At 69.7% G+C, this 23,704-nt stretch carries 19 protein-coding genes; 6 read left to right on the plus strand and 13 right to left on the minus strand.

Annotated features, from left to right (window positions below; genetic code table 11):
• Window positions 1-153: 153 nt before the first annotated feature.
• From DFJ65_RS12885 to DFJ65_RS12895, 3 genes are all read right to left on the minus strand, one after another.
• Window positions 154-3,030 (minus strand): vitamin B12-dependent ribonucleotide reductase, encoded by a 2,877-nt coding sequence (locus DFJ65_RS12885; protein WP_115923358.1) that lies wholly within the window; start codon window positions 3,028-3,030, stop codon window positions 154-156.
• A 100-nt stretch (window positions 3,031-3,130) separates the two neighbouring features.
• The gene (nrdR, locus tag DFJ65_RS12890) at window positions 3,131-3,697 is read right to left on the minus strand and encodes a transcriptional regulator NrdR (protein ID WP_115924305.1); all 567 of its coding nucleotides are present in this window, start codon (window positions 3,695-3,697) and stop codon (window positions 3,131-3,133) included.
• A 397-nt stretch (window positions 3,698-4,094) separates the two neighbouring features.
• Complete coding sequence (locus DFJ65_RS12895) at window positions 4,095-4,475, minus strand: LysM peptidoglycan-binding domain-containing protein (RefSeq protein WP_147301387.1); 381 nt, start codon at window positions 4,473-4,475, stop codon at window positions 4,095-4,097.
• A gap of 299 nt (window positions 4,476-4,774) precedes the next feature.
• Here DFJ65_RS12895 and lexA point away from each other — a divergent pair, with 299 nt between their 5' ends.
• A complete protein-coding gene (gene lexA, locus DFJ65_RS12900) occupies window positions 4,775-5,497 on the plus strand; it encodes a transcriptional repressor LexA (RefSeq protein WP_115923360.1) in 723 nt (240 codons plus the stop codon).
• 10 nt (window positions 5,498-5,507) lie between these two features.
• Here the strand turns inward: lexA and DFJ65_RS12905 are convergent, their stop codons facing one another.
• A complete protein-coding gene (locus tag DFJ65_RS12905) occupies window positions 5,508-6,383 on the minus strand; it encodes a Sir2 family NAD-dependent protein deacetylase (RefSeq protein WP_147301388.1) in 876 nt (291 codons plus the stop codon).
• 47 nt (window positions 6,384-6,430) lie between these two features.
• Between DFJ65_RS12905 and DFJ65_RS12910 the strand changes: the two genes are divergently transcribed.
• Together DFJ65_RS12910 and DFJ65_RS12915 are read left to right on the plus strand one after the other, a co-directional pair.
• Entirely contained in the window at window positions 6,431-7,354 is a 924-nt protein-coding gene (locus tag DFJ65_RS12910; protein WP_115923362.1) for a LysR family transcriptional regulator, read from the plus strand.
• Between the two features lie 58 nt (window positions 7,355-7,412).
• A complete protein-coding gene (locus DFJ65_RS12915) occupies window positions 7,413-8,549 on the plus strand; it encodes a winged helix DNA-binding domain-containing protein (protein WP_115923363.1) in 1,137 nt (378 codons plus the stop codon).
• On the opposite strand, the gene DFJ65_RS12920 is transcribed toward DFJ65_RS12915, so the two are convergent.
• The 4 genes from DFJ65_RS12920 to leuS form a co-directional block, all read right to left on the minus strand.
• On the minus strand, window positions 8,546-10,876 hold the full coding sequence (locus DFJ65_RS12920) for a DNA internalization-related competence protein ComEC/Rec2 (RefSeq protein ID WP_115923364.1): 2,331 nt from the start codon (window positions 10,874-10,876) through the stop codon (window positions 8,546-8,548). The two genes, DFJ65_RS12915 and DFJ65_RS12920, sit on opposite strands and share 4 nt — an antisense overlap.
• 6 nt (window positions 10,877-10,882) lie before the next feature.
• Window positions 10,883-11,998 (minus strand): ComEA family DNA-binding protein, encoded by a 1,116-nt coding sequence (locus DFJ65_RS17850; RefSeq protein WP_211308439.1) that lies wholly within the window; start codon window positions 11,996-11,998, stop codon window positions 10,883-10,885.
• A gap of 95 nt (window positions 11,999-12,093) precedes the next feature.
• The gene (locus DFJ65_RS12930; RefSeq protein ID WP_115923365.1) at window positions 12,094-12,978 is read right to left on the minus strand and encodes a DegV family protein; all 885 of its coding nucleotides are present in this window, start codon (window positions 12,976-12,978) and stop codon (window positions 12,094-12,096) included.
• Window positions 12,975-15,875: a leucine--tRNA ligase gene (gene leuS, locus DFJ65_RS12935; RefSeq protein WP_245950243.1), complete on the minus strand. Its 2,901-nt coding sequence runs from the start codon at window positions 15,873-15,875 to the stop codon at window positions 12,975-12,977. Before leuS ends, DFJ65_RS12930 begins: the two co-directional genes overlap by 4 nt.
• Before the next feature lie 260 nt (window positions 15,876-16,135).
• Here leuS and DFJ65_RS12940 point away from each other — a divergent pair, with 260 nt between their 5' ends.
• Entirely contained in the window at window positions 16,136-17,374 is a 1,239-nt protein-coding gene (locus tag DFJ65_RS12940) for a geranylgeranyl reductase family protein (RefSeq protein WP_115923366.1), read from the plus strand.
• A gap of 76 nt (window positions 17,375-17,450) precedes the next feature.
• On the opposite strand, the gene rpsT is transcribed toward DFJ65_RS12940, so the two are convergent.
• Together rpsT and holA are read right to left on the minus strand one after the other, a co-directional pair.
• Window positions 17,451-17,714, minus strand: coding sequence for a 30S ribosomal protein S20 (rpsT, locus tag DFJ65_RS12945; RefSeq protein WP_115923367.1), 264 nt, complete (start codon window positions 17,712-17,714; stop codon window positions 17,451-17,453).
• Between the two features lie 199 nt (window positions 17,715-17,913).
• Entirely contained in the window at window positions 17,914-18,870 is a 957-nt protein-coding gene (gene holA / locus DFJ65_RS12950) for a DNA polymerase III subunit delta (RefSeq protein WP_115923368.1), read from the minus strand.
• A gap of 162 nt (window positions 18,871-19,032) precedes the next feature.
• Between holA and purU the strand changes: the two genes are divergently transcribed.
• The gene (gene purU, locus DFJ65_RS12955; RefSeq protein WP_115923369.1) at window positions 19,033-19,890 is read left to right on the plus strand and encodes a formyltetrahydrofolate deformylase; all 858 of its coding nucleotides are present in this window, start codon (window positions 19,033-19,035) and stop codon (window positions 19,888-19,890) included.
• Window positions 19,891-19,929: 39 nt separating this feature from the next.
• On the opposite strand, the gene DFJ65_RS17535 is transcribed toward purU, so the two are convergent.
• Entirely contained in the window at window positions 19,930-20,103 is a 174-nt protein-coding gene (locus DFJ65_RS17535) for a hypothetical protein (RefSeq protein WP_170144090.1), read from the minus strand.
• Window positions 20,100-22,481 (minus strand): ATP-dependent DNA helicase, encoded by a 2,382-nt coding sequence (locus DFJ65_RS12960; RefSeq protein WP_115923370.1) that lies wholly within the window; start codon window positions 22,479-22,481, stop codon window positions 20,100-20,102. Before DFJ65_RS12960 ends, DFJ65_RS17535 begins: the two co-directional genes overlap by 4 nt.
• Before the next feature lie 69 nt (window positions 22,482-22,550).
• Between DFJ65_RS12960 and DFJ65_RS12965 the strand changes: the two genes are divergently transcribed.
• Window positions 22,551-23,126, plus strand: a complete 576-nt coding sequence (locus DFJ65_RS12965; RefSeq protein ID WP_211308440.1) for a hypothetical protein — start codon at window positions 22,551-22,553, stop codon at window positions 23,124-23,126.
• Window positions 23,127-23,226: 100 nt separating this feature from the next.
• On the opposite strand, the gene panD is transcribed toward DFJ65_RS12965, so the two are convergent.
• On the minus strand, window positions 23,227-23,652 hold the full coding sequence (gene panD / locus DFJ65_RS12970; RefSeq protein ID WP_115923372.1) for an aspartate 1-decarboxylase: 426 nt from the start codon (window positions 23,650-23,652) through the stop codon (window positions 23,227-23,229).
• Window positions 23,653-23,704: the final 52 nt, after the last annotated feature.

Genomic DNA, 23,704 nt, shown 5'->3' on the forward strand with positions numbered 1-23,704 from the left:
TGGACAGCAGCAGTTTTCGCCTCGGTGACGGATGCGCGGGTTATCGAGATCTGCGCGGGTCGGGACGCGCGCAGATCTCGATAACCCGCGCGTTTGTGCAACGCAAAGGCCCCGGCGCCCTTGTGGGGTGCCGGGGCCTTCGACGGCCGGCTATCAGCTGCAGCCGGAGGTGCTGCCGCAGCCTTCGCAGACGTAGCAGCTACCGGCCGGGCGCATCTTCGTGCCGCAGGTCATGCACATCGGAGCGTCGGCAGCCTTGCCCTGGAACTTCTCCATCAGCTCGGCCGAGGAGTGGATCTCGGCCGAAACCTCACGCACGTCGGCCGCACCGGCGCCGGAGACGACCTGCTCGGCCTGCACCCGCGGTGCCTGGCTGCTGGGCGCCTGGCTGGTGGCGGCGGACTGGGAGAAGTTCTCCAGCTCACCCTCCACGTCGTCCTGCTCGGTCGGCGCGTACGAACCGGTCTCGAGCTGACGAGAACGCTCCTCGGCGGAGTGGATGCCCATGAACGACCGGGTCTCGAAGTCGAGGTGGTCGAGCGCCAGACGACGGAACACGTAGTCCATGATCGACTGCGCCATCCGCACGTCGGGGTCGTCGGTCATACCGGCCGGCTCGAAGCGCATGTTGGTGAACTTCTCGACGTAGGTCTCCAGCGGCACGCCGTACTGCAGGGCGACCGAGACAGCGATCGAGAACGCGTCCATCACGCCGGCGAGGGTCGAACCCTGCTTGCCGAACTTCAGGAACAGCTCACCCAACTGATCGTCGTCGTAGGTGGAGGCAGTGAGGTAACCCTCGGCGCCACCGACCGCGAACGACGTGGTCTGGCTGCTGCGACGCTTGGGCAGACGGCGACGCACCGGGCGGTACTCGATGACCTTCTCCGGCTCGACCTCAGCGGCGGCCGGCTTCTCCTTGGCCTTCGCGTCGGACAGCGGCTGACCCACCTTGCAGTTGTCGCGGTAGATCGCGATCGCCTTGAGGCCGAGCTTCCAGCCCTGCATGTGCACCTCGGCGATGTCCTCGACGGTAGCCGTCTCCGGCAGGTTGACCGTCTTGGAGATCGCACCCGACAGGAACGGCTGGCAGGCCGCCATCATGCGGACGTGGCCCATCGGGCTGATCGCACGCTCGCCCATCGCGCAGTCGAAGACCTCGTAGTGCTCGGTCTTCAGACCCGGGGCGTCGACGACGTGACCGTTGTTGGCGATGTGCTCGACGATCGCCTCGATCTGCTCGCCCTGGTAGCCGAGCTTCTTCAGCGCCCGCGGGATGGTCTGGTTGACGATCTGCATCGAGCCGCCACCGACGAGCTTCTTGAACTTCACCAGCGAGAAGTCGGGCTCGATACCGGTGGTGTCGCAGTCCATCATGAAGCCGATGGTGCCGGTCGGCGCGAGCACCGAGGCCTGCGCGTTGCGGTAACCGTTCTTCTCACCGAGCTCGATGACATCGGCCCACGCCTTGGTCGCGGCGCGGTGGATGTCGGCGTCCATCGTGCCGAGCGTGCGCACCTGGTCGTTGGCGGCCTGGTGCTTGCGCATGACCTTCTTGTGCGCCTCGGCGTTGCGGGCGTAGCCGGCGTAGGAACCGGCGACACCGGCGATCTCGGCAGACCGCTTGTAGGCCGCACCGGTGAGCAGCGAGGTGATGGCAGCGGCGAGGCTGCGGCCACCCTCGGACTCGTAGCCGTGGCCGGTGGCCATCAGCAGCGCACCGAGGTTGGCGTAACCGATGCCGAGCTGGCGGTAGTCGACGGTGGTCTTGCCGATCGCCTCGGTCGGGAAGTCGGCGAAGCAGATGGAGATGTCCATCGCGGTGATGACCATCTCGACGACCTTCTGGAAGGTCGGCACGTCGAAGGTGTCGTCCTCCTTCAGGAACTTCAGCAGGTTGAGGCTCGCGAGGTTGCAGGAGGAGTTGTCGAGCGACATGTACTCCGAGCACGGGTTGGACGCGGTGATGCGCCCCGACTCGGGGTTGGTGTGCCACGCGTTGATGGTGTCGTCGTACTGCACACCCGGGTCGGCGCACTCCCACGCGGCCTTGTTGATCTTGTCGAACAGCTCACGGGCGTCGACCTGCTCGATGACCTCACCGGTGCCGCGGGCGCGCAGACCGAACTGCTTGCCTTCCTCGACCGCACGCATGAACTCGTCGCTCACGCGGACGGAGTTGTTGGCGTTCTGGTACTGGACGGAGGTGATGTCCTTGCCGCCGAGGTCCATGTCGAAGCCGGCGTCGCGCAGCGCACGGATCTTGTCCTCTTCGCGCGCCTTGGTCTCGATGAACTCCTCGATGTCGGGGTGGTCGACGTCGAGCACGACCATCTTCGCCGCGCGACGGGTGGCGCCACCGGACTTGATGGTGCCGGCGGACGCGTCGGCGCCGCGCATGAAGGAGACCGGGCCGCTCGCGGTGCCGCCGGAGGACAGCAGCTCCTTGGAGGAACGGATGCGGGAGAGGTTGAGGCCGGCACCGGAGCCGCCCTTGAAGATGAAGCCCTCTTCCTTGTACCAGTTGAGGATGGAGTCCATCGAGTCGTCGACCGCGAGGATGAAGCAGGCCGAAACCTGCTGCGGGCTCTTGGTGCCGACGTTGAACCACACCGGCGAGTTGAAGCTGAACACCTGGTGGAGCAGGGACCAGGTGAGCTCGTGCTCGAACAGGGTGGCGTCGTCGTCGTTGGCGAAGTAACCGAACTCCTTGCCGGCCTTCACATAGGTGAGGACGACGCGGTCGATCAGCTGCTTGAGGCTCGACTCACGGGCGTCGGTGCCGAGCGCACCACGGAAGTACTTCGTGGTGACGATGGTGGAGGCGTTCAGCGACCAGAAGTCGGGGAACTCGACCCCACGCTGCTCGAAGATCGTCTCGCCGGTCTTCCAGTTCTGCTGGACGACATCGCGACGCTCCCAGGTGACCTCGTCGTAGGGGTGCACTCCGGGCGTCGTGAAGATGCGTTCCACCTTCACGCCCTTGCCGCCGCGGCGTGCCTTGGCGCGCGCGTTGGTCGTCTCGGTCATGTTCCTGCTCCTCCGTGATTTCTCGACTGGATTTCTCGACTGTGTGACTTACTCGTGGTGCCGTGCGTGCTGGTGCTGTGCGTGCTGTCGGCCGCGCGGCTCAGCTGGTGGTGGTGCGACCAGTCTTGCCGCGACCACCGACAACCTCGCCGGTGTCTTCGGCTCCACCCGCATCACCGTCGACGTGGCTGTCGCTGTCACCGGCGTCGGTCTGCTGCAGGTCTCGCTCGCTGCGCAGCAATGCGATCGCCGCCTCGAAGTCGTCGAGGTCGTCGAACGCCTGGTAGACCGAGGCGAACCGCAGATAGGCGACCTCGTCGAGGCAGCGCAGCGGGCCGAGGATCTCCAGACCGACGTCGTGGGCGTCGATCTCGGCGGCTCCCGCCGAACGGATGCCTTCCTCGACCTGCTGGGCGAGCAACGCGAGTTGGTCTTCGCTGACCGGGCGCCCCTGGCAGGCCTTGCGGACGCCGACGAGCACCTTCTGCCGGGAGAACGGCTCGCTCGCGCCGGACCGCTTGACCACCGTCAGGCTCGCGGTCTCCAAGGTGGAGAACCGCTTCCCGCACGACGGGCACTGGCGACGCCGCTTGATCGAGGTGCCGTCGTCACTGCTGCGGCTGTCGACGACCCGCGAGTCGTCGTGTCGGCAGAACGGGCAGTGCATGGTCACCTCCGGGTGGCGTCACGATCGATCAGAGCCCGCGATGGGCATAGGAATGCCCGGGCCGCGAGGCCTTTTCGGATCGATCTGGGGGTCGATTGTGGAAAACCGGTGTAGAAGTCCGTGGATCCTGTTGACTAGCTGGGGACCTACATGTGGACAACTTACAACGGTGTAACTACTAGATGTAGGGATGCTATTCCGGTCCGACCCCAAGATGCAACAGCCCCGGCGTGGCGAATTCGGCCCGCTCCGGCCGAGCCCGCAAATGCGCAGGTCACGGACTTGCAACACCTCGAAATCGATCGGGACACGCCTCCGCGACCGACCGAACGACGAGGCCCGGCGTCGACCGATCAGGTCGACACCGGGCCACGAGATGCACGTGATCAGCGCAGGCTCAGCGCGGGACCACCAAACGCTGACCCTCGCTCACCTGAAGGCTGTTGAGGCCGTTGGCGCGCTGGATGCGGTAGACGGCTTCGCCGACCGGCAGTTGCGGGTAGGCAGCGTGGGCCACCTCGGACAGGGTCTGCCCCGAGCGGACCACGAGTTCGGAGCTCGAGGAGCCGCCGGCGAACGCCTGGCCAACTCCCCACCCGCCACCGACGATGGCCGCGAGGACCAGGGCGGCCACCAGGCGCCGACCACGGATCGTCAGGCGCACAGCGCCCTCGCCGGCCGCCGACACCTGAGACTGGGCGGGCACGAGGTGCAGGTGGCGGCGCGTGCGCGGCTCGCGCCCGACGACCGGTGCATCCCAGTGAGCGACTGCACTCATGATGTTCTCCATCCCCGACGCCTGAGCGTCGTCCCAATGTTCGCTCGCACACGCGTGCGATAGAACGCCTGTACGATGTATAGCACGGTTGTTCGAAATAAACGAGACACGCGTCGTACAAATGTTTGATAACTGTGTGCGAGCGGCATAGCCTCTTTCCATGCTTCGCAGCCTGGCAGCGACCACCGACAACCTCCGTCGGCCGACTGTCTGACCGCAGGCACCAGCACCGCAGCTGGAGCACGACACGAGCACGACACGAGCACGGCCCCGGCGAGACGACGAAGGACGCAGACGACATGGCCAAGATCCACCAGTTGCCCGACGACGAGGGCGGCACCGCGCTCACGACCCGCCAGCGGAAGGTGCTCGAGGTCATCCGCAACTCGGTCGACCGCCGCGGTTACCCGCCGAGCATGCGCGAGATCGGTGAGGCGGTCGGTCTCACCAGCCCCAGTTCGGTCGCTCACCAGTTGTCGATGCTCGAGCGCAAGGGCTACCTGCGCCGCGACCCCAACCGGCCGCGCGCGATCGAGATCATCTCCCCCGATCACAACGCCGAAAAGCGCGGCGTGCGGGGTGGTTCCAGCGTCACCTCGGCCGACGAGTCCACGGTCGACGAGACCGGCGCCGGCGACCAGCGGCCGGCCGCGTCCTACGTGCCGGTGGTCGGGCGGATCGCCGCCGGCGGCCCGATCCTCGCCGAGGAGGTCGTCGAGGACGTCTTCCCGCTGCCCAAGCAGATCGTCGGTGAGGGCGATCTGTTCCTGCTGAAGGTCGTCGGTGACTCGATGATCGACGCGGCGATCTGCGACGGCGACTGGGTCGTCGTGCGTCAGCAGCCGACCGCCACCAACGGCGACATCGTTGCGGCGATGCTCGACAACGAGGCCACCGTGAAGACCTTCAAGCGCCGCGACGGCAAGGTGTGGCTGATGCCCCACAACCCCGCGTACGACCCGATCGACGGCGACCACGCCGTCATCCTCGGCAAGGTGACCGCGGTGCTACGCCGGGTCTGAGCTCCCGGAATCAGTCCCCGGATTCAGACCCGGAGTCAGTCCCGGGCACATCACCCAGCACGTCCCACACCGCCTCCTGCAGCACCTCGCGCAGGGGGCGGTGGACGTGTCGGGTGGCGATCTCCTCGGCCCGTGACCAGCCCGTGTTCATCAGCACGATCGGCACCTCGAGCGCGGCGGCCCGGCGGGCGAAGCGGTAGCCCGACATCACCCCGAGCGACGAGCCGACGACCAGCAACGTGCGACTTGCGGCGACGAGGTCGAAGCAGTGGTCGACGAGCGGTTTGGGCACCGACTCCCCGAACATCACGACGTCGGGCTTCAGCAGGTCGCTGCCGCAGGTCGGGCAGTGCACCAGCGTGATGTCGTGGATGAGCGATTCGTCGATGTCGACGTCGCCGTCGGGGCGCAGCGGAAGGTTGCGCGCACGCTCGGCATCGGCCGCGAACGCCGGGTTGAGCCGGGTGAACTCGCGCTGCACCCACTCGCGGTCGACGGTGCTGCGGCAGTCGAGGCAGATCGCGCGGCCGAGGTTGCCGTGCAGCTCGATCACCGTTCGGGATCCTGCGCGCTGCGCCAACCCGTCGACGTTCTGGGTGATCGTCGCGGCGAGCAGGCCGGCGCCTTCCAACCGGGCGAGATGGTCGTGTGCCGGGTTCGGTTCGGCGGTGCGAAACCGCGTCCAGCCGACATAGGAGCGGCTCCAGTACCGCTGCCGAGCAGCCGCACCCGCACGGAACTCGGCCACGGTCATCGGTTGCACGCGGCGCACGCCGTCCGGGCCGCGGTAGTCGGGCAGACCGGAATCCGTGGACAACCCGGCACCCGTCATCACGAGCACCTTGCCCGCACGCAGGCGATGAGCCAGGTAACTGCGGTCGTCCATCGGGTCCTTCGCTGGTCGTTCGGCGCGTCGCACGTACGCTAGTAGGCATGATCGACGCTGCCGGACTCCGGGTGATTCGTGCCATCGCTGACGAGGGCAGCTTCACCGCGGCCGCGTCGTCGCTGGGTTACTCCCAGCCTGCCATCTCCCAAATGGTGCGCCGCTTGGAGGAGCGGCTGGGCACTCCCCTGGTCGAACGACTCGGACGCAACGTGCGCCTCACCGAGGCCGGTGAGGTGCTCGCCCGCCATGCCGGCGCCGTCCTGGGCGCGATCAGCGCGGCCGAGTCGGAGGTGGCCGCGATCGCCGGTCTGCGTTCGGGCCGGGTGCGGCTGATGGCCTTCCCGTCGTCGTCGTCGACCCTGGTGCCGAAGGCGTTGTCGCTGGTGAAGAAGCGTTTCCCGCAGGTGCAGGTGACCTTCGCCGAGGGTGAGCCGCCGGAATCGTTGGCCGCGCTGCGCGCGGGCGAGTGCGACGTCGCGGTCGCGTTCACCTACGAGGGGCTCGAGCTCACGACCGACCAGCTCGACGACTTCGAGGTGCGTGAGCTGTTGCTCGACGACGTGCGCATCGCGCTGCCCCTCGACCACCCGCTCGCCGCCCACGAGAGTGTCGACCTCGCCGACCTCGCCCAGGCGCCGTGGATCGCGGGCTGCACCCGCTGTCGCGGCCACCTGCTCGCGTTGGCCGACGGCGCCGGGTTCGCCCCCGATGTCGCCTTCGAGACCGAGGACTACGTGGCCGTGCTCGGACTCGTGGCCGAGGGTCTGGGAGTCGCACTGGTGCCCGACCTGATCCTGCGTTCCGCCCCGAACGCGCGGGTGAAGGTGCTCCCGATCGACCCGCCGTCGCACCGCCGGGTCTTCGCGGTCACCACGCCCGACCTCACCCGGGTGCCCGCCGTGGCCGCCATGATCGACGCGCTCGTCGAGGCGGCACACGACCAGTCGTGCGTCGGTGCTCCGGCCTGAGCCGCCTCGCCGACCAGCCTCGCCGGTGCCGACAAGCTGACAACTTCGTGAAGGCACCGTGACGGCGCGCGTGGTCGACCGGCAGTGGGTGAACCGGCGCCGGCTCGCCGTCCAACGGTTGTCGTCGACCCCATTGCCGCACGCGGCGGACGCCGTCCGCCTGCTCACCTGTGTGCAGTCGCAGGACGCGCCTCTCGCCGCCCACTCGCTCGCGATGCGCTCACGGGACACGCGCTACGCCGAGGTCGTGGCTGCGCAGGCGCGCGGAGACTGGGTGCGCACCCACATCCTGCGACCGACCTGGCACTTCGTCGCGCCGCAGGACCTGCGCTGGATTCAGGCGCTGACCGGCCCGAAGGTGGAGCGCTCCGACGCGGCACGCTTGCGGCAGCTCGGCATCACCGCCGACGTGATGGACGCCGGTCTGGATCTCCTGCGCGAGGTGCTCGCCGACGGCGCGGCGCTCTCACGCGCCGAGCTCGGGCCGATCTTCGCCGAGCGCGGTCTGCCCGGCCCGGGCGAAGCGATAGCGCATCAACTGATCGTGGCCGAGGTGCGGGCCGTGATCTGTTCGGGCGCCCCGCGGCTCACCGGCAACACCGCCGAGCACACCTACGCACTCGTCGCCGAGGTGATCCCGGCCGTCGAGGCCGATTCGTGGCCACGCGAACACGCCGCCTGCATGCTGACCCACCGGTTCTACGCCGGACACGGCCCCGCATCCGAACGTGACCTTCAGCGGTGGAGCGGCTTGACGCTCACCGAAATTCGTTCCGCAACAGCGGAACTCACGTCGTCGCCGACCCTGCGTGACACGCACCCGCTGGAGGCTGTCGAGCTCGACGGCGACACCTTGTGGTTCGATCCGCGGGTGCCGGCCCGCACGACCCGCCGACAGAGCGCGTACCTGTTGTCGACCTTCGACGAGGCGGCGCTCACCTACCCCGCCTCGGGCTTCCCCCGGCGCGACGCCGGCGCCGATCGAGTCCGGATGCTTTCCCAGGCCGCACGCGGAGTGATCATCGTCGACGGCAGCGACGTGGGCACCTTCGGTCGCACGATCGGCCCGCACGACGTGCGCGTGACCATCCGCGCCGAGGTCAACCTGAGCGCCGACGCGCGCGACGCCATTGCGCACGCCGCGCAGTTCCTGGCCGACTTCCACGACCGGCCGCTCCGACTCGACTTCAGCTAGACCGCCCCGACTCGCAACCGGTCACCCGACCCGAACAACAGGATCGTGCCGTCGCGGTCGGTGCGCAGCACCGCGCATCCGGCGAGCAAACCCAAGGTGCGCGGCGCCGGGTGCCCGTAGTCGTTGTCGGCCCCGACGCCGATGAGACAGACCCGGGGTGCGACGGCCGCGATGAGTCCGGCGTCCTGATTGGCCGATCCGTGGTGCGGCACCTTGAGCACGTCGAAGCGTCCGTCGACGAGCTCCCGGCGCACCGCCGCGCCGGCTTCGCGTTCGATGTCGCCGGTGAACAGCAGCCGGGCACCGCCGGCGTGTACGTCAAGCACCACCGAGCCGTTGTTCTGCACCGATCCGTCGGTGAGCGTGCGCGCCGGCCACAGCACCCGGGCGCGCACCGAACCGATCACGAGGTTCTCCCCCGCAACCACCGCACGCACCGGCAGCCGCGACCGGGCGATGAGCTCCATCGTCGGCTCGCGCCGGGAGGCCTCCTCCCCCTTGCCGGCTGCGTCCTGCTGATCGACGGACGTCGTCAGCACCTGCCCGACGGTGCGCCCCGACCGCAGCACGCCGGAAAGACCGTCGACGTGATCGGCGTGGAAGTGCGTGAGCACGATGGTGTCGATGTGACCGATGGCGAGGCGGGACAGGCAGGCATCGACGGCGTCGGGGTCGGGACCGGTGTCGACCAGGAGCACGCCCCCGCCCGGGTCACGTACGACGGTCGCGTCGCCCTGACCGACATCGCACATCGCGACGAACCACCCGGGTGGGGGCGACGGGGACGGCACCGGCACGACGAGCGCGAGCGCGGTGATGCCGGCCGCACCGGCGCTCCACCGGCGGCGGGTCAGTTGGTGCAGCCACCAGGGCGCGGTGGTGAGTGCAAGCAGGATCGCGAGCACGAGCGTGACGACGCCCGGCCAACCCGGCAGCCAGGGCAACGAGCCGTAGGGCAGCGCGGCCGCGACATGGGCGATCAGTGCGATCCCCCACGCCGGGAGGCCTGCCACCCACGCGAGCGCCACGGCGGCGGGTGGCAGCAGCGGCGCGGTGCAGACCACGAGCACGCCGGCCACGGTGGCGATCGGCACCAGCGGCGCGGCGGCGACATTGGCCGGCAGCCCGACCAGGCTCACGCTGGATTGCAGGAGCACCGTGATCGGTGCACAGAAGACCTGCGCGGCCAGCGGCACCGCGGTCGCCTCGGCGAGAGGCGCCAGCCGGGGCGGCAGCCGCCGTGCCATGGCGTCGGCCCAACGCCGCGCGAACAACAGCAGGCCGAGGGTGGCCAGCGCGGACAGCACGAAGCCGAAGGACCGTGCGAGGTGCGGGTCGACGAGCAGCAACACCAGCACGGCCGCGGCCAACGCGGGCGCCCCGACCTTGCGCGCGCCCGAACGCAACGCCAGCAGCCCGACCACGCCCATCGCCGCGGCCCGGATGACCGAGGGTTCCGGGCGGCACAGCAGCACGAACAACCCGAGACCGACCAGCGCGAACACGAGGCGGTAGCGGCGGGGCACCCGTAACGCACCGGCGAGCCACTGGATGCACAGCAGCACCACGGTGACGTTCGAACCCGAGACCGCGTTGAGGTGGGTCATGCCGGTCGCCCGCATGTCGTCCTCCAACTGGGTCGGCATCCGAGTGGTGTCGCCGATGACCAGTGCCGGCACCAGACCGGCCGGGTCGGCGGGCAGGCCGGAGGTGGCCGTGCGCAGACCGGTGCGCAGGTGTTCGACGACCCGCTCGGCCGGTCCGGCAGGGCTGACCCGCGCGACGCGGTTGGCCCGCAGCACCGCGACGACGTCACCGGCGCGTTGTGGGGGCTGGAGGCGACCGGCCAGCACCACGCGTTCGTGCCAGCGCAGCGCGGTGAACTCCTCCCCGCCGAACGCGAGCACCGGCGTGCGCACCCTGGTGGTGCTGCCGCGCGCATCGATTCGGTTGACCTGCAGGCGCACTCGCCAGGTCGGCGGGCTCCCCGGACGGGCGCGCACCGGCATCGGATCGGAGGCGACCTTCGCCTCCACCCGCACGCTCGACCCACGCTCGGCGAGCGCGGCGATCGGCCCGGCATCGGCGACCGCTCGGTGACCGAGCACCCCGACGAGGGCGGTCGCGGTCGCGAGCGCGATCAGGCCGATCGCTCGACATCCCGGGCGGCTCGAGAACCCGACGGGCACCGTGGCCACTGCAGTGCCGAGCACGCCGAGCACGAGGTTCGTGGGCGACTGGATCAGCGCGGCGGTGGTCGCCCAGGCGACGAGGGCCGGCACCAGCAGGCGGACGTCGAGGTTCGCGCGCTCCCGCAGCGGCGTCATCGGCGCTCAGACGGTGACCAGCGGCCGCAGCTGTTCGAGCAGCTTGTCGCCGATGCCAGCGACCTCGCCGAGGTCGTCGACCGTGCTGAAGCGGCCGTTGGTGGTGCGCCATTGCAGGATGCGGGCTGCGAGCACCGGCCCGACGCCGGGCAGCCCGTCGAGATCGGCCTCGGAGGCAGTGTTGAGGTTGACCGGCCCCGCGGTGTCTCGGCCTCCCGACCCGCCGCTGCCGCCACCACCCGTTGTTGCGCCGCCCGTTGTTGCGGGCGCCGGCGCGACCGACGGCGTCTCGCCCGGTTTCGGCACGTGCACCTGTTCGCCGTCGCCGAGGGGTCGGGCGAGGTTGACCGCCGACAGGTCGGCAGCCGGCGTCGCTCCCCCGGCAGCCTTGATCGCGTCGTCGACCCGCGACCCGGCGGGCAGACGCACAACCCCCGGACGGCGCACCTGACCCACGACGTGCACCAGCACGAAACCTGTCGGCTGGGTGGCGGTGGCCTGGGCGCCACGGGCCAGCCCGGTGGCCGCGTTCGGGGAGACGTTCGGGGAGGCGTTCGGTGAGGCGGAGCCGGCGGCGGCGGTCGAACCGCCCGGCTTCGCGGCAGCCGTGCTCGGCACGGCGAGCGGAGTGGGGGTCGCCTGTTGGCGAGCCGACCACACCCGGAAACCGAAGATGATCGCCACCACCACGAGCACGACCAAGGCACCCAGCAGTGCGGAGCGGCCGGGACGGGTCTCGATATCGGTGTCGGGCAAGGGTGTTCGGAACAACGGGGTGTGTGGACGGATCGGCGCCGGCGACGTGTGCCCGCGCGACCGGCGCTCGGCACGAGTGTGCGGCTCCTGCTCGGGCCAGGGCACGTCGACGTCCGGGTCGTCGTCGGGATCGTCGTAGCCGGCGTGCTGGTCATCGATGGAGTCACGCTCGCGGTCGTCCTCGAGGTCGTCGAACCCGAGAGCCGCGAGACCGCCCTCCTGCGGCGTGCGGCGCCGCCTGCGCAAACCGAAGACCGGTCGCCGGTCGATGAGTTCGTCCTCGTCGGGCAGCCAGGGCGTACGCCGGCCCTCGTCGAGTTCGGCGAGGATGGCGGCGAGCCGGTCGGGTGGCTGCTGACGTGACATGACCCGCACGGTAGGTGCGGCAACCGCTGCGTGGGCGGTGCTCGGCGCCGCCTGTGGACAACCGTCCGACGAACCGGACGCTGTGGCCTGGACCGTCAGCCGCGTGCCGTGCCCCGGGCAAGACGCGGCGCGACGGCGACGGCGAGCATGCCCGGCCCCACGTGCGCACCCAGCGCCGCGCCGAGTTCGACGAGCACGATCTGGCGCGCGTTGGGCACGTCGGCGGCGAGCTGCTCGGCGAGCACCTCGGCCCGCTGCTGGGCATCGAGGTGCTGCACCGCGATGTCGACGCCGTCGGTGTCGGGTTCGTCGCCGATCTCGGCGGCGGCCTGGACCGCGAGCGCCTGCAGTCGAGTCAGCGCCTTGCCCGACGTGCGCACCTTCTCCAGCAGTTCGATCGCGCCGTCCTGGATCGTCAGCAGCGGTTTGATCGCCAGCGCCGAACCCAGCACCGACGACGCGCGCCCGATCCGGCCGCCGCGGCGCAGATGCTCGAGGGTGTCGACATAGAGGAAGCTGCGCGAACGGTCGGCGACCGCACGGGCGATCTGCTCGACCTCGTCCGCGCTCGCGCCTTCCTGGGCCGCGTTCGCGGCCGCCAGCACCGCGAACCCCATCGCCATGCCCATCGATCCGCTGTCGACGACGCGCACGTTCGCCGCGCAGCTCTGGCCGGCGATCTCGGCCGAACTGACCGTCGCCGACGACTTGGCCGACAGGTGCACCGACACGATCTCGTCGATGCCGCGTTCGAGGAGATCCTCGTAGGCCTGCAGGAACGCGCCGGGCGACGGGCGGGACGTCGTCACCTGACGGTGGTCACGCAACGCCGCCGCGACCTGCGTGGGGGTCACGTCGACACCCTCGTCGTACGACGTGCCGTCGATGGCGACGTGCAACGGCACGACGAACACCCGCCCGCGCACCACCCGTCCGGGCGGCAGGCAGGCCGAAGAGTCGGTGACGACGGCGACGGTCATCCGGCGACGATGTTGACCAGCTTGGGAGCGCGCACGATCACCTTGCGAACTTGCTTGTCGCCGATCGCCGACTGCACCCGCTCGCTGGCCAACGCGGCGGCCTCCAGGTCGGCGTCGCTGATGTCGGCGGCCACCTCCAGCCGGTCGCGCACCTTGCCCAGCACCTGCACCACACAGGTCACCTTGTCGTCGACCACCAGCGCCGGGTCGGCGTCCGGGAAGGCCTCGAAGGTGACGGTCTGCTCGTGCCCCAGGCGGTGCCACAGCTCTTCGGCGATGTGCGGCGCCAGCGGCGCGACCATCTGCACCAACGGCTCCACCACCGCGCGCGGCGGGGCGGCCAACCGGGTGACAGCGTTGTTCAGCTCGATCAGCTTCGCGACCGCGGTGTTGAACCCGAAGTGCTCGAAGTCGCGGCGCACGCCGTCGACGGTCTTGGCCAACAGCTTTGCCGTGTCGGCGTCAGGCGCGTCGTCGGTGACGCGCAGGTCGCCGGTCTCCTCGTCGATCACGTTGCGCCACAGGCGCTGCAGGAACCGCTGCGAGCCGACCACCGCTCGGGTCTCCCACGGGCGGGACTGGTCCAGCGGACCCATCGACATCTCGTAGACGCGGAAGGTGTCGGCGCCGTACTGGTCGCACATCTCGTCGGGCGTGACGACGTTCTTCAGCGACTTGCCCATCTTCCCGTACTCCCGGGTGACCCTCTGGCCCTCCCAGGTGTACGTGGTCGTGTCGCCGTCGACGTGCTCGACGACCTCGGCGGCCGGCACCGGTTGACCGCGGTGGTCGCGGAAGGCGTAGGCCTGCACGTAACCCTGGTTGAACAGGCGACGGAACGGCTCCTCGCTGCTGACCTGCCCCAGATCGAACAGCACCTTGTGCCAGAAGCGCGCGTACAGCAGGTGCAGCACGGCGTGCTCGACGCCACCGACGTAGAGGTCGATGCCGCCCGGGTCGTTCGCGACACCGGCGCCGGCGCCACGTCCCGGACCCATCCAGTACTGCTCGCACCCCGGGTCGACGAACCGGTCGTGGTTGTCGGGGTCGGTGTATCGCATTTCGTACCAACAGGATCCGGCCCACTGCGGCATGACGTTGGTCTCGCGGCGGTAGGTCTTCGGACCGTCACCCAGATCCAGCTCGACCTCGACCCAGTCGGTGGCGCGGTCGAGCGGCGACTCCGGCATCGAGTCGGCGTCATCGGGCTCGTAGGTCTTCGGCGAGTAGTTGGCCACCTCCGGCAGCTCGACCGGCAGCATCGACTCGGGCAGCGCGTGGGCGACACCGTCGGCGTCGTAGACGATCGGAAACGGCTCGCCCCAGTAGCGCTGCCGGCTGAACAGCCAGTCGCGCAGCTTGTAATTGATGGTGCCGCGGCCGATGCCGTGCTCCTCCAGGTGGGCGATCATCGCGGCCTTCGCGTCGGCAACTCCCATGCCGTCCAACGAGATCGCGTCGTTCGAGGAGTTGATCGCCGGACCGTCACCGGTGAACGGGGTGTCCATGTCGTGGCCCTCGGACGGCTGCACCGTGCGGATGATCGGCAGCTCGAACGCCTTGGCGTAGTCCCAGTCACGAGCGTCCTGGCCGGGCACGGCCATGATCGCGCCGGTGCCGTAGCCCATCAGCACGTAGTCGGCGATGAAGACCGGAATCGCGGTGCCGGTCAACGGGTTTCGTGCAAAACCACCGGTGAAGACACCGGTCTTGGACTTCTCGTCGGCCTGCCGCTCGACGTCGCTCTTGCGCGACGCCTCCAGCCGGTAGGCGGCGACGGCGTCCGCCGGGGTGGCCGCCCCACCGGTCCAGACCGGCTTGGTGCCTTCCGGCCACGCGTCCGGCACCAACTCGTCGACCAGCGGGTGCTCGGGAGCCAACACCATGAAGGTCGCACCGAAGACGGTGTCGGGTCGGGTCGTGAACACCTCGATCAGCTGACCGGTGCGCTCCACGGGGAACTCCACCGCGGCACCGGTCGACCGACCGATCCAGTTGCGCTGCATCGCCTTGATCGACTCCGGCCAGTCCAGGCGGTCGAGGTCGTCGATCAGCCGGTCGGCGTAGGCGGTGATGCGCATCATCCACTGCGGCAGGTTGCGCTTGAAGACCGGGAAGTCGCCGACCTCGGTCAGCCCCTCGTTGGTGACCTCCTCGTTGGCCACCACGGTGCCCAGGCCGGGCGCCCAGTTGACCGGCGACGCCGACTTGTAGGCCAGCCGGCGGCCGTCGATCTCGGCGCGCTGCTGCGCATCGGTCAGCTCGGCCCACGCACGCCCGTCGGCCGTTGCGACCTCACCGGCGGCGAACGCGTCGACCAGTTCGCTGATCGGACGGGCCTTACCGGCGGCGTCGTCGTACCAGGCGTTGTAAATCTGCAGGAAGATCCACTGGGTCCACTTGTAGTAGTCGGGGTCGATCGTCGCGAACGAACGGCGGTCGTCGTGCGACAGACCCAACTGGCGCAGCTGACGACGGTAGGTGGTGATGTTCTCCTCGGTCGTCTTGCGGGGGTGCTGCCCGGTGCGCACCGCGTACTGCTCGGCCGGCAGACCGAAGGCGTCGAAGCCCATCGTGTACAGCACGTTCTTGCCGGTCATGCGCTGGTAGCGGGCGATGACGTCGGTGGCGATGAAACCCAGCGGGTGACCGACGTGCAGGCCGGCGCCCGAGGGGTACGGGAACATGTCCTGCAGGAAGAACTTCTCCATGGCCTGCACGGTTGCCGCGTCGTCGCCGGACCACGGACCGCTGGGGTTCGGGGCGTGGAAAGTGCCCTGCTCCTGCCAGTTGTCCTGCCAACGGCGCTCGATCTCACCGGCCAGTGCGGCGGTGTAGCGGTGCTTCGGGGTGTCCGAGTTTCCGGTCGCGCCGGTCATGCTCGTCGTGTCAGTCATCGTGCCCTCACGTCGTGTCGTCTGCTGGTGTATGCCGCGGCACCGGACGTGCCCGTTCGTCTGTCATGAAGAAGCCCCCGCCGATCAGGGCTAGGGGCGGCCGCGCCGAGGTCCGATCTGTTCAGCGCGGCGTTCGAAGCAGAAGCAGGCGATGCATGTCGTTCAGAATATCGCAGCCGGTCACCGGCCCTGTCCGCCCACCGGATCGGCGATCCCCCGGCGGATTTCGTCCCCCGCTCAGGCCCTGAGAGAATGCCCCCATGCCCGCTCCGACCCGTACCGATGTTCTTGTTGTCGGAGCCGGCCCCGCCGGCTCGGCCGCCGCCACCTGGGCGGCCCGCCACGGCCTCGATGTCGTGCTCGCCGATGCCGCCACCTTCCCCCGCGACAAGACCTGCGGCGACGGCCTCACCCCGCGCGCGATCGGCGAACTCGACCGGCTCGGCCTCACCGACTGGGTGCGCGCACACACCGTCAACCAGGGCCTGCGCGCCCACGGCTTCGGCCAACGCCTCGAGTTGCGCTGGCCCCAGGTCGAGGGACTTCCCGACTGGGGCTCGGCCGTGCCCCGCACCGAACTCGACGACCACCTGCGCACCCACGCGCTGAAGGCCGGCGCCGTGGGCGTCGAGGACGCTCGCGCCGTCGACGCCCGGGTCGAGGGCGGACGGGTGCGGGCCGTCACCTTCCGCGGCGCCGAGGGCACCTTCGAGATCGAGGCCGAGCGGGTCGTCGTCGCCGACGGTGTGCGTTCGCCGTTGGGCAAGGTGCTCGGCCGCGAGTGGCACCGCGACACCGTCTACGCGGTGGCGGGCCGCTCCTACATCGACTCCACGATGAGCAACGACCCGTGGATCTCCTCCCACCTCGAACTGCGCGGCGAAGAAGGTCAGATCCTGTCCGGCTACGGCTGGGTGTTCCCACTCGGCGACGGCTCGGTGAACCTCGGCGCGGGCACGCTCGCCACCGCCAAGCGTCCGGCCGACATCGCGATCAAACCGCTGATGCAGGTCTACGCCGACACGATCCGGGACGACTTCGGTCTATCCGGTGAGTTGCGGATGGGTGCGTCGGCGCTGCTGCCGATGGGCGGAGCCGTCTCGAACGTCGCCGGCCCCAACTGGGCGCTCATCGGCGACGCCGCCGCCTGCATCAACCCGCTCAACGGTGAGGGCATCGACTACGGGCTGGAGACCGGACGTCTGGTCGCCGACATGCTGCTGGCCGGAGACGACCTGCAGACGGCGTGGCCTGCGCTGCTGACCGACCACTACGGCGAGGCCTTCTCGGTGGCGCGCCGCCTGGCCGGCCTGTTCAGCAACCCCAAGCTGCTCACCGCCCTCGGCCCGATCGGCATGCGCTCCGACCTGCTGATGACCCTCGCGCTGCGCTGGATGGGCAACCTGGTCACCGACGACGACCGCGACCGCGCCGCCCGCGTGTGGCGCTGGGCCGGACGCCGCTCGGTCGGCCTCGACTCCCGCCCGCCGTTCAGCTGACCCACTCCACTTGAGGCAATGACCAAGCCCCGCAACCGATTTCGGTTGCGGGGCTTTGTCAGCGAAGCTGAAAAGTTCAGCTCAGGCCATTGACCTGCTTGGTCAGGGCCGACTTCTTGTTCGCAGCCTGGTTCTTGTGGATGACGCCCTTGGAGACGGCCTTGTCCAGCTTCTGACCAGCGGTCTTCAGCGCTGCCTGCGCCTTCTCGGCGTCACCGGCGGCGACGGCCTCGCGGGTCTTGCGGATCCAGGTGCGCAGCTCCGACTTGTAAGCCTTGTTGCGCTCGGTGCGGATCGCGTTGGTCTTGATCCGCTTCATCTGCGACTTGATGTTTGCCACGAAGTAACTTCCTTGGTTCGGTCTGAATGTTGTCGTAGAGGGCGACGACGCACCGGAACGGATGGGGCGTGGGGACGACCCTGGCGAGTTCGGTGCGTTGGTACTGCAGCGAGCGCGCACGACCAGAGCGCGCACGCGAGGAGTAAATCTACACTCCCCGACCAACGGCCCCCAAATCGTCGCGCCGCCTAGCCCGGAGTTACCGGCCGTGCCGTTCTCTGCAGATGGTGAGCACGGCGCGTTCGACGGCGAAGACGGGGTCGCGTCCGCCGCCCTTCACGTCGAAGTCTGCGGCCGCGACGGCCTGGATGGCGCGGCCGAGTCGGTCGCCGTCCCAGCCGCGGGCCGAGCGGCGGGCGCGGTCGACCTGCCAGGGCGCCATGCCGAGGTCACGGGCGACAGCCCCCGACGAGCCTTGCCCTGCCGAGGCGACCTTCGCGATCTGCCGCAACTGCCCGGCGAGCACCGCCACGATCGGCACCGGGTCGAGGCCCGACGCGAGCGCGTGCCGCAACAGCCGCAGCGCCTCCCCCGCATTGCCCGCGACCGCCATATCGGCCACCCGGAAGCCGGTGGCTTCGACCTTGCCGCCGTAGTACTCGTCGACCTGCTCGACGTCGACGACGCCGGTGGTGTCGGCGACGAGCTGGGCGCACGCGGCGGCGAGTTCGCCGAGGTCTTTGCCGACGGCGTCGAGCAGCGCCTGGACGGCGTCGGGGCTGACCTTGCGTCGCGCGGAACGGAACTCGTTGGTGACGAACGACGCCTTGTCGCGGTCGGACTTGATCGAGGGCGCGTCGATGACCCGCGCGCCGCCCTTCTTGAGCGCGTCGAGTGCGCGCTTACCGCGGTTGCCGCCCTTGTGCATGACGACGAGAACCGCTTGATCGATAGGGCTCTTGGCCAGGGTGGTCACCTCGTCGACGAGCGCGTCTCCACCTTCGTCGAGGTCGCGCACCACCACGATCTTCAGCCCGCCGAACAGGCTCGGGCTGGTGTGCAGCATCAGCTCGCCGGGCTCGTAGGCGGCGGCGTCGACCCGGATCGTCTCGGCGTCGGGTTCGGTCTCGCGCACGAGGTCGACGGTGCTGCGCAACGCGCGGTCGGCGAGCAACTGCTCAGGTCCGCTGATCAGCACGAGCGACGGAATGGCCATGTGCACACTCTCCCATCCCCCGCCGACACTCCCGCAAACGCTGCACCTGCAGCGTTTGCGGCGGGGGAAGGGGCGAGCGGGCGCCGGATGGCCTAGTGTGCGAGCCCGGCGGACCCGGTGCCCGGACCCGCCGCAGCACACGCAGAACCAGGAGCCACCAGCGTGCCGACCGACCCGTCCGATTTCGTTCTCTCCGCCACCTGCGCCGACCGGCCCGGCATCGTGCACGCGATCACCGGCTACCTGGTGCGCCAGGGCGCGAACATCAGTGAGTGCCAGCAGTTCGAGGACCCCTCGACCGGCCGGTTCTTCATCCGGCTCGTCTTCCGCTGCGAGCTGCACGACGAGGACGCGCTGCGCGACGGGTTCGCCGATGTCGCAACCGAATTCGGGATGGAGTGGGGCCTGTGGCCGGCCGGTCGCCCGATGCGCACGCTGGTGTTGGTCTCGAAGCTCGGGCACTGCCTCAACGACCTGCTGTTCCGTCAGCAGGTGGGCTCCTTGCCGCTCGAGATCGTGGCCGTCGGATCGAACCACCTGACCTTCCAGAAGACGGTCGCCACCCACGACATCCCGTTCCATCACGTGCCGATCACTGCCTCGACCAAGGATTGTTCGGAGGCGCGCATCCTCGAACTGGTGCAGGAGTACGACGTCGAACTGGTGGTGCTCGCCCGCTACATGCAGGTGCTGTCCGACGATCTGTGCCGCACCCTGCAGGGCCGCGCGATCAACATCCACCACTCGTTCCTGCCCAGCTTCAAGGGCGCCCGCCCGTATCACCAGGCGCACGACCGGGGTGTGAAGCTCATCGGCGCGACGGCCCACTACGTGACACCCGATCTCGACGAAGGCCCGATCATCGAGCAGGACGTCGCCCGCATCGACCACACCTACTCCCCCGAGCACATGGTGGTGGCCGGACGCGACGTGGAGACCCAAGTGCTCGCCCGGGCCCTCGCCTGGCATGCCGAGCACCGGGTGTTCCTCAACGGGTCGAGCACGGTCGTCCTGCGCTGACCGAACGGCGGAACGGACCGCCGAACGAACCCGCCCGACTCAGCTCTCGGACGTTCGGGCGTCGGCCGACAGCGGTTTGCACGCCGCATCCTGGACCGGGTCGATGACACCCATCCGCACCAGTGCGGCGACCACGAGCAGTGAGGTGCCGGCCGAAAGCAGCATCGCTACGACGACGAGCACCCCTGCGCCGGCGAGCAGCCGCCGTGTCACAGCCCGAGTTCGGCGATGCGGGCCCGCACCTGCTCGACCGGGCGGTCGAGGTGGTCGGCGAGTTCGTCGGGGTCGAGTCCGAGGCTCACACCGTCGGTGAGTTCCTCGTCGTCCTCGGCGCTCCAGCCGGACGCGTCCGTGTGCTCCCCGGGTTCGTCCACCGGCGGCGCCGGGTGGTCCTGCTCGCCGAGGGCGGCGGCGCGCTCGGGTGCCTCGGTGGCGTCGGGCACTTCATCGGGCACCGCATTGACCGCGCCGGAAGCACCCGCGGGTTCGTCGGCGAACTCCAGCGCGTCGTAGCTGCTGGTGCTCTCGGTGCTGATCCGACCCGCCGCAGCATCGAAGCGTTCGGCCGGGTTCTGCTGTGCGACAGTCGACTTCGGCGCAGCCGGCGCGGGTCTACCCACCGGAGTCGGCGGGGCCGCGGTCTCGTCGAGCCGCTTCAGCGCGCGCAGCACGAGCTCGCGATCGGTGGTCGGCCAGAACGGCGGCAGCGAACGTTGCAGGAAGCCGGCGTACCGCGCGGTGATCATCCGGTTGTCGAGGAAGGCCACGACGCCGCGGTCGGTCGACCGGCGCACGAGGCGTCCGGCGCCCTGCGCGAGGCGGAGCGCGGCGTGCGTCGCCGACACCGACATGAACCCGTTGCCGCCGCGTTCGGCGATCGCCTGTGAGCGGGCGGAGGTGATCGGGTCGTCGGGTCGCGGGAACGGGATGCGGTCGATGATCACCAGTTGGCAGGCCGACCCGGGCACGTCGACGCCCTGCCAGAGGGTGAGGGTGCCGAACAGGCAGGTGCGCGGGTCGGCGGCGAACGCCTTGACCAGCGTGCCCATCTGGTCGTCGCCCTGGCACAACACCGGGAACTCGTCGCCGAAGCGTTCGCGCATCGCCTCGGTGGCGGCCTTCGCCGCCCGCATCGAGGAGAACAGCCCGAGGGTGCGGCCGCCGGCGGCCCGGATGAGCGTCTCGATCTCGTCCATCGCCTGCTGCGAGGTGCCGTCGCGGCCCGGCGGAGGCAGGTGCTTGGCGACGTAGGCGATGGCCTGCTGCGGGTAGTCGAAGGGCGACCCGACGTCGAGCCCTTCCCAGGCGGGCGAGCCCTCGCCGCGCAGCCCGAGTGTGCCGGCCACCGAGTCGAAGGTGCCGCCGAGCTCGAGGGTGGCCGACGTCATCACGACCGTGCGATCGCCGAAGATCTTGTCGCGCACCAGCATTGCCACGCTCATCGGCGCGACGCTGAGCGCGGAGCCGCGGTACTCGCTGTGGCTGACCCAGGCGACGTCGAGCTCACGCTCCTCCAGCAGGCGCTCGGCGTTCTCGAGCACCTCGTCGACCGCGGCACGCGCCATCTGCCGGGGGCCGTCGTTGTCGGCGGGCTTGTCGGGCTTGATGTCGGACGCGATACCGCGCGCGGCGTCCCGGATGCGCTGCACGGCGAGCGCGAGGTTGTCGGGCAACCCGAGCAGTCGCCCTTCGGTGGCCTGGTCGAGCACCGAGCCCAAGAAGACCCCGGTCTCGGCGAGTTCGTGGGTGTCGGCGTAACGACCGGCCTTCTTCGCGGCGGCGGACACCATGCCGGGGGTCAGTTCGTCGGTGATGGTTGAGGTGACCCGGTCGACGAGTTCGTGCGCCTCGTCGACGACGAGCGCGTCGTGCTCGGGCAGCATCTGGCGCCCTTCGAAGGAGTCGATCGCCATGAAGCTGTGGTTGGTGACCACGACGTCGACGTCCTTGGCCTCCGCGCGCGCCTTCTCCACGAAGCACTCCGACACCATCGGGCAGGTCGACCCGAGGCATTCGTGCGCCGACACGCTCACCTGCCGCCAGGCCCGCTCGCTCACGCCCGGCACGAGATCGTCGCGGTCGCCGGTGTCGGTCTCGTCGGCCCACTCCCGCAGGCGCACGATCTCCTTCTCCAGGCGTCCGAGTTGTTGGTCGACCGCACCCACGCCGAACAGGCTGTCCTCGTCGTCGGCCGGGTAACCCCCGACCAGCTTGTGCTGACACACGTAGTTGCGGCGGCCCTTGACCAGCCCGTAGGTGGGTCGCCGGCCGAGCACCGGACGCAGAGCGTCGGCGATCACCGGCAGGTCGCGTCCGACGATCTGGTTCTGCAGGGCGAGCGTCGCGGTAGCGACGATCACGGGCTTGCCGGTCTGCTGCGCGTGCACGATCGAGGGCACCAGATAGGCGAGCGACTTGCCGGTGCCGGTGCCGGCCTGCACCAGCAGGTGGTTGCCCTCGTCGAACGCCTTGGCGACCGCCTCGGTCATCCGCTGCTGTCCCGGGCGGGGCGTGCCACCGACCGCGGCCACCGCCGCTGCCATCAGGGAGTCGATGCTCGTCGAGGCGGACGTCGATGGGGTGGGCGGCATCCCGCAAGACTACGTGGGTCGGCCCGGCATCGCCCGACCGACCGGGCCGCCTGTGGAGATCAGTCGCGGGTGCCCAGGGGTGCGCAGATCAGGTCGGCGACCAGCGCCGTCCACCCCGTCTGGTGGGTGGCGCCGAGGCCGGCACCGGTGTCGCCGTGGAAGTACTCGCTGAAGGTGATGTGTTCGTCCCACAGCGGTCCCGTCGGCAGCCACCTGGGGTCCGCGTTGCGTGCCTACGCCACCGCGGAGCCGGAGCTGGACGTGGAGTTCCCGACCCACTCGGGCCGCACCCTGCCGCTGCCGCAGGTCGCCGAAGCATTGCGCGACCGTCTGGTGTCGATGTTCTGGCTGCGTGACGGTGCACGCCCGAGCACGGCGTGGAAGGCGAGGTCCCAGGATGCGAACCAGGGGGTACTCCCACTCGTCGGGCATCGAAATGACGTCGGCGAGGTCGAGGTGGGTTCGGTTGACGTTGCGGGCGCCGGGTTCGCGGCGCTGCGCGGACGGCGGGAAGTCGGAGTCGCCGTCGAGCCACTCGGCGATCGGGTAGCGGTACAGCTGGCTGTTCCACAACAGCCCCGCGAACGCGCGCCGCGCGATGTGGGTGTCCTGTTCGTCCGTGCCCGCGGGATGACCGAGGCATAGAACTCCTCGCACTCAGCGCGCCGGTCAGGCTCTGGGGTGGGCGCGCGGGTGGGCTCTGGTGTGCCGGTGACGCACGCAGCGTACGGCCTTCGCCTGCGGCTCAGCCGTGTTCGCGCTTGGTGACCGCGGAGGTCGCCAGGCCGTAACCCTCGGGCACGTCACCGGCGTCGTGGTCGATCTGCACGATGCGGTTGTGCTTGTCGACGAAGACCACCTGCGGCTCGAACGACCGCGCCTCCGCATCGTCCATCGCGGCGTAGGCGATGACGATGACGGTGTCGCCGGGGCTGATCAGCCGAGCGGCCGCCCCGTTGATGCACAGGATGCCGCTGCCGCGCTCCCCCTCGATGGCGTACGTCGTGAGCCGGTTGCCGTTGTCGACGTCGACCACGTCGACCTGCTGGCCGGGCAGCAGATCGGCGGCGTCCATCAGGTCGCGGTCGATCGTCAGCGAGCCGACGTAGTGCAGGTCAGCCTGGGTGACGGTGGCGCGGTGGATCTTGCTGTGGAGCATGAATCGCTGCATGGTGCGCCATTGTGGCGCACCATGCAGCGATGGTCGGCGGTCGGGCCGGCGC

Origin of the sequence: Calidifontibacter indicus (genome assembly GCF_003386865.1) — a bacterium.
In the GTDB taxonomy this organism is placed as follows: domain Bacteria; phylum Actinomycetota; class Actinomycetes; order Actinomycetales; family Dermatophilaceae; genus Yimella; species Yimella indica.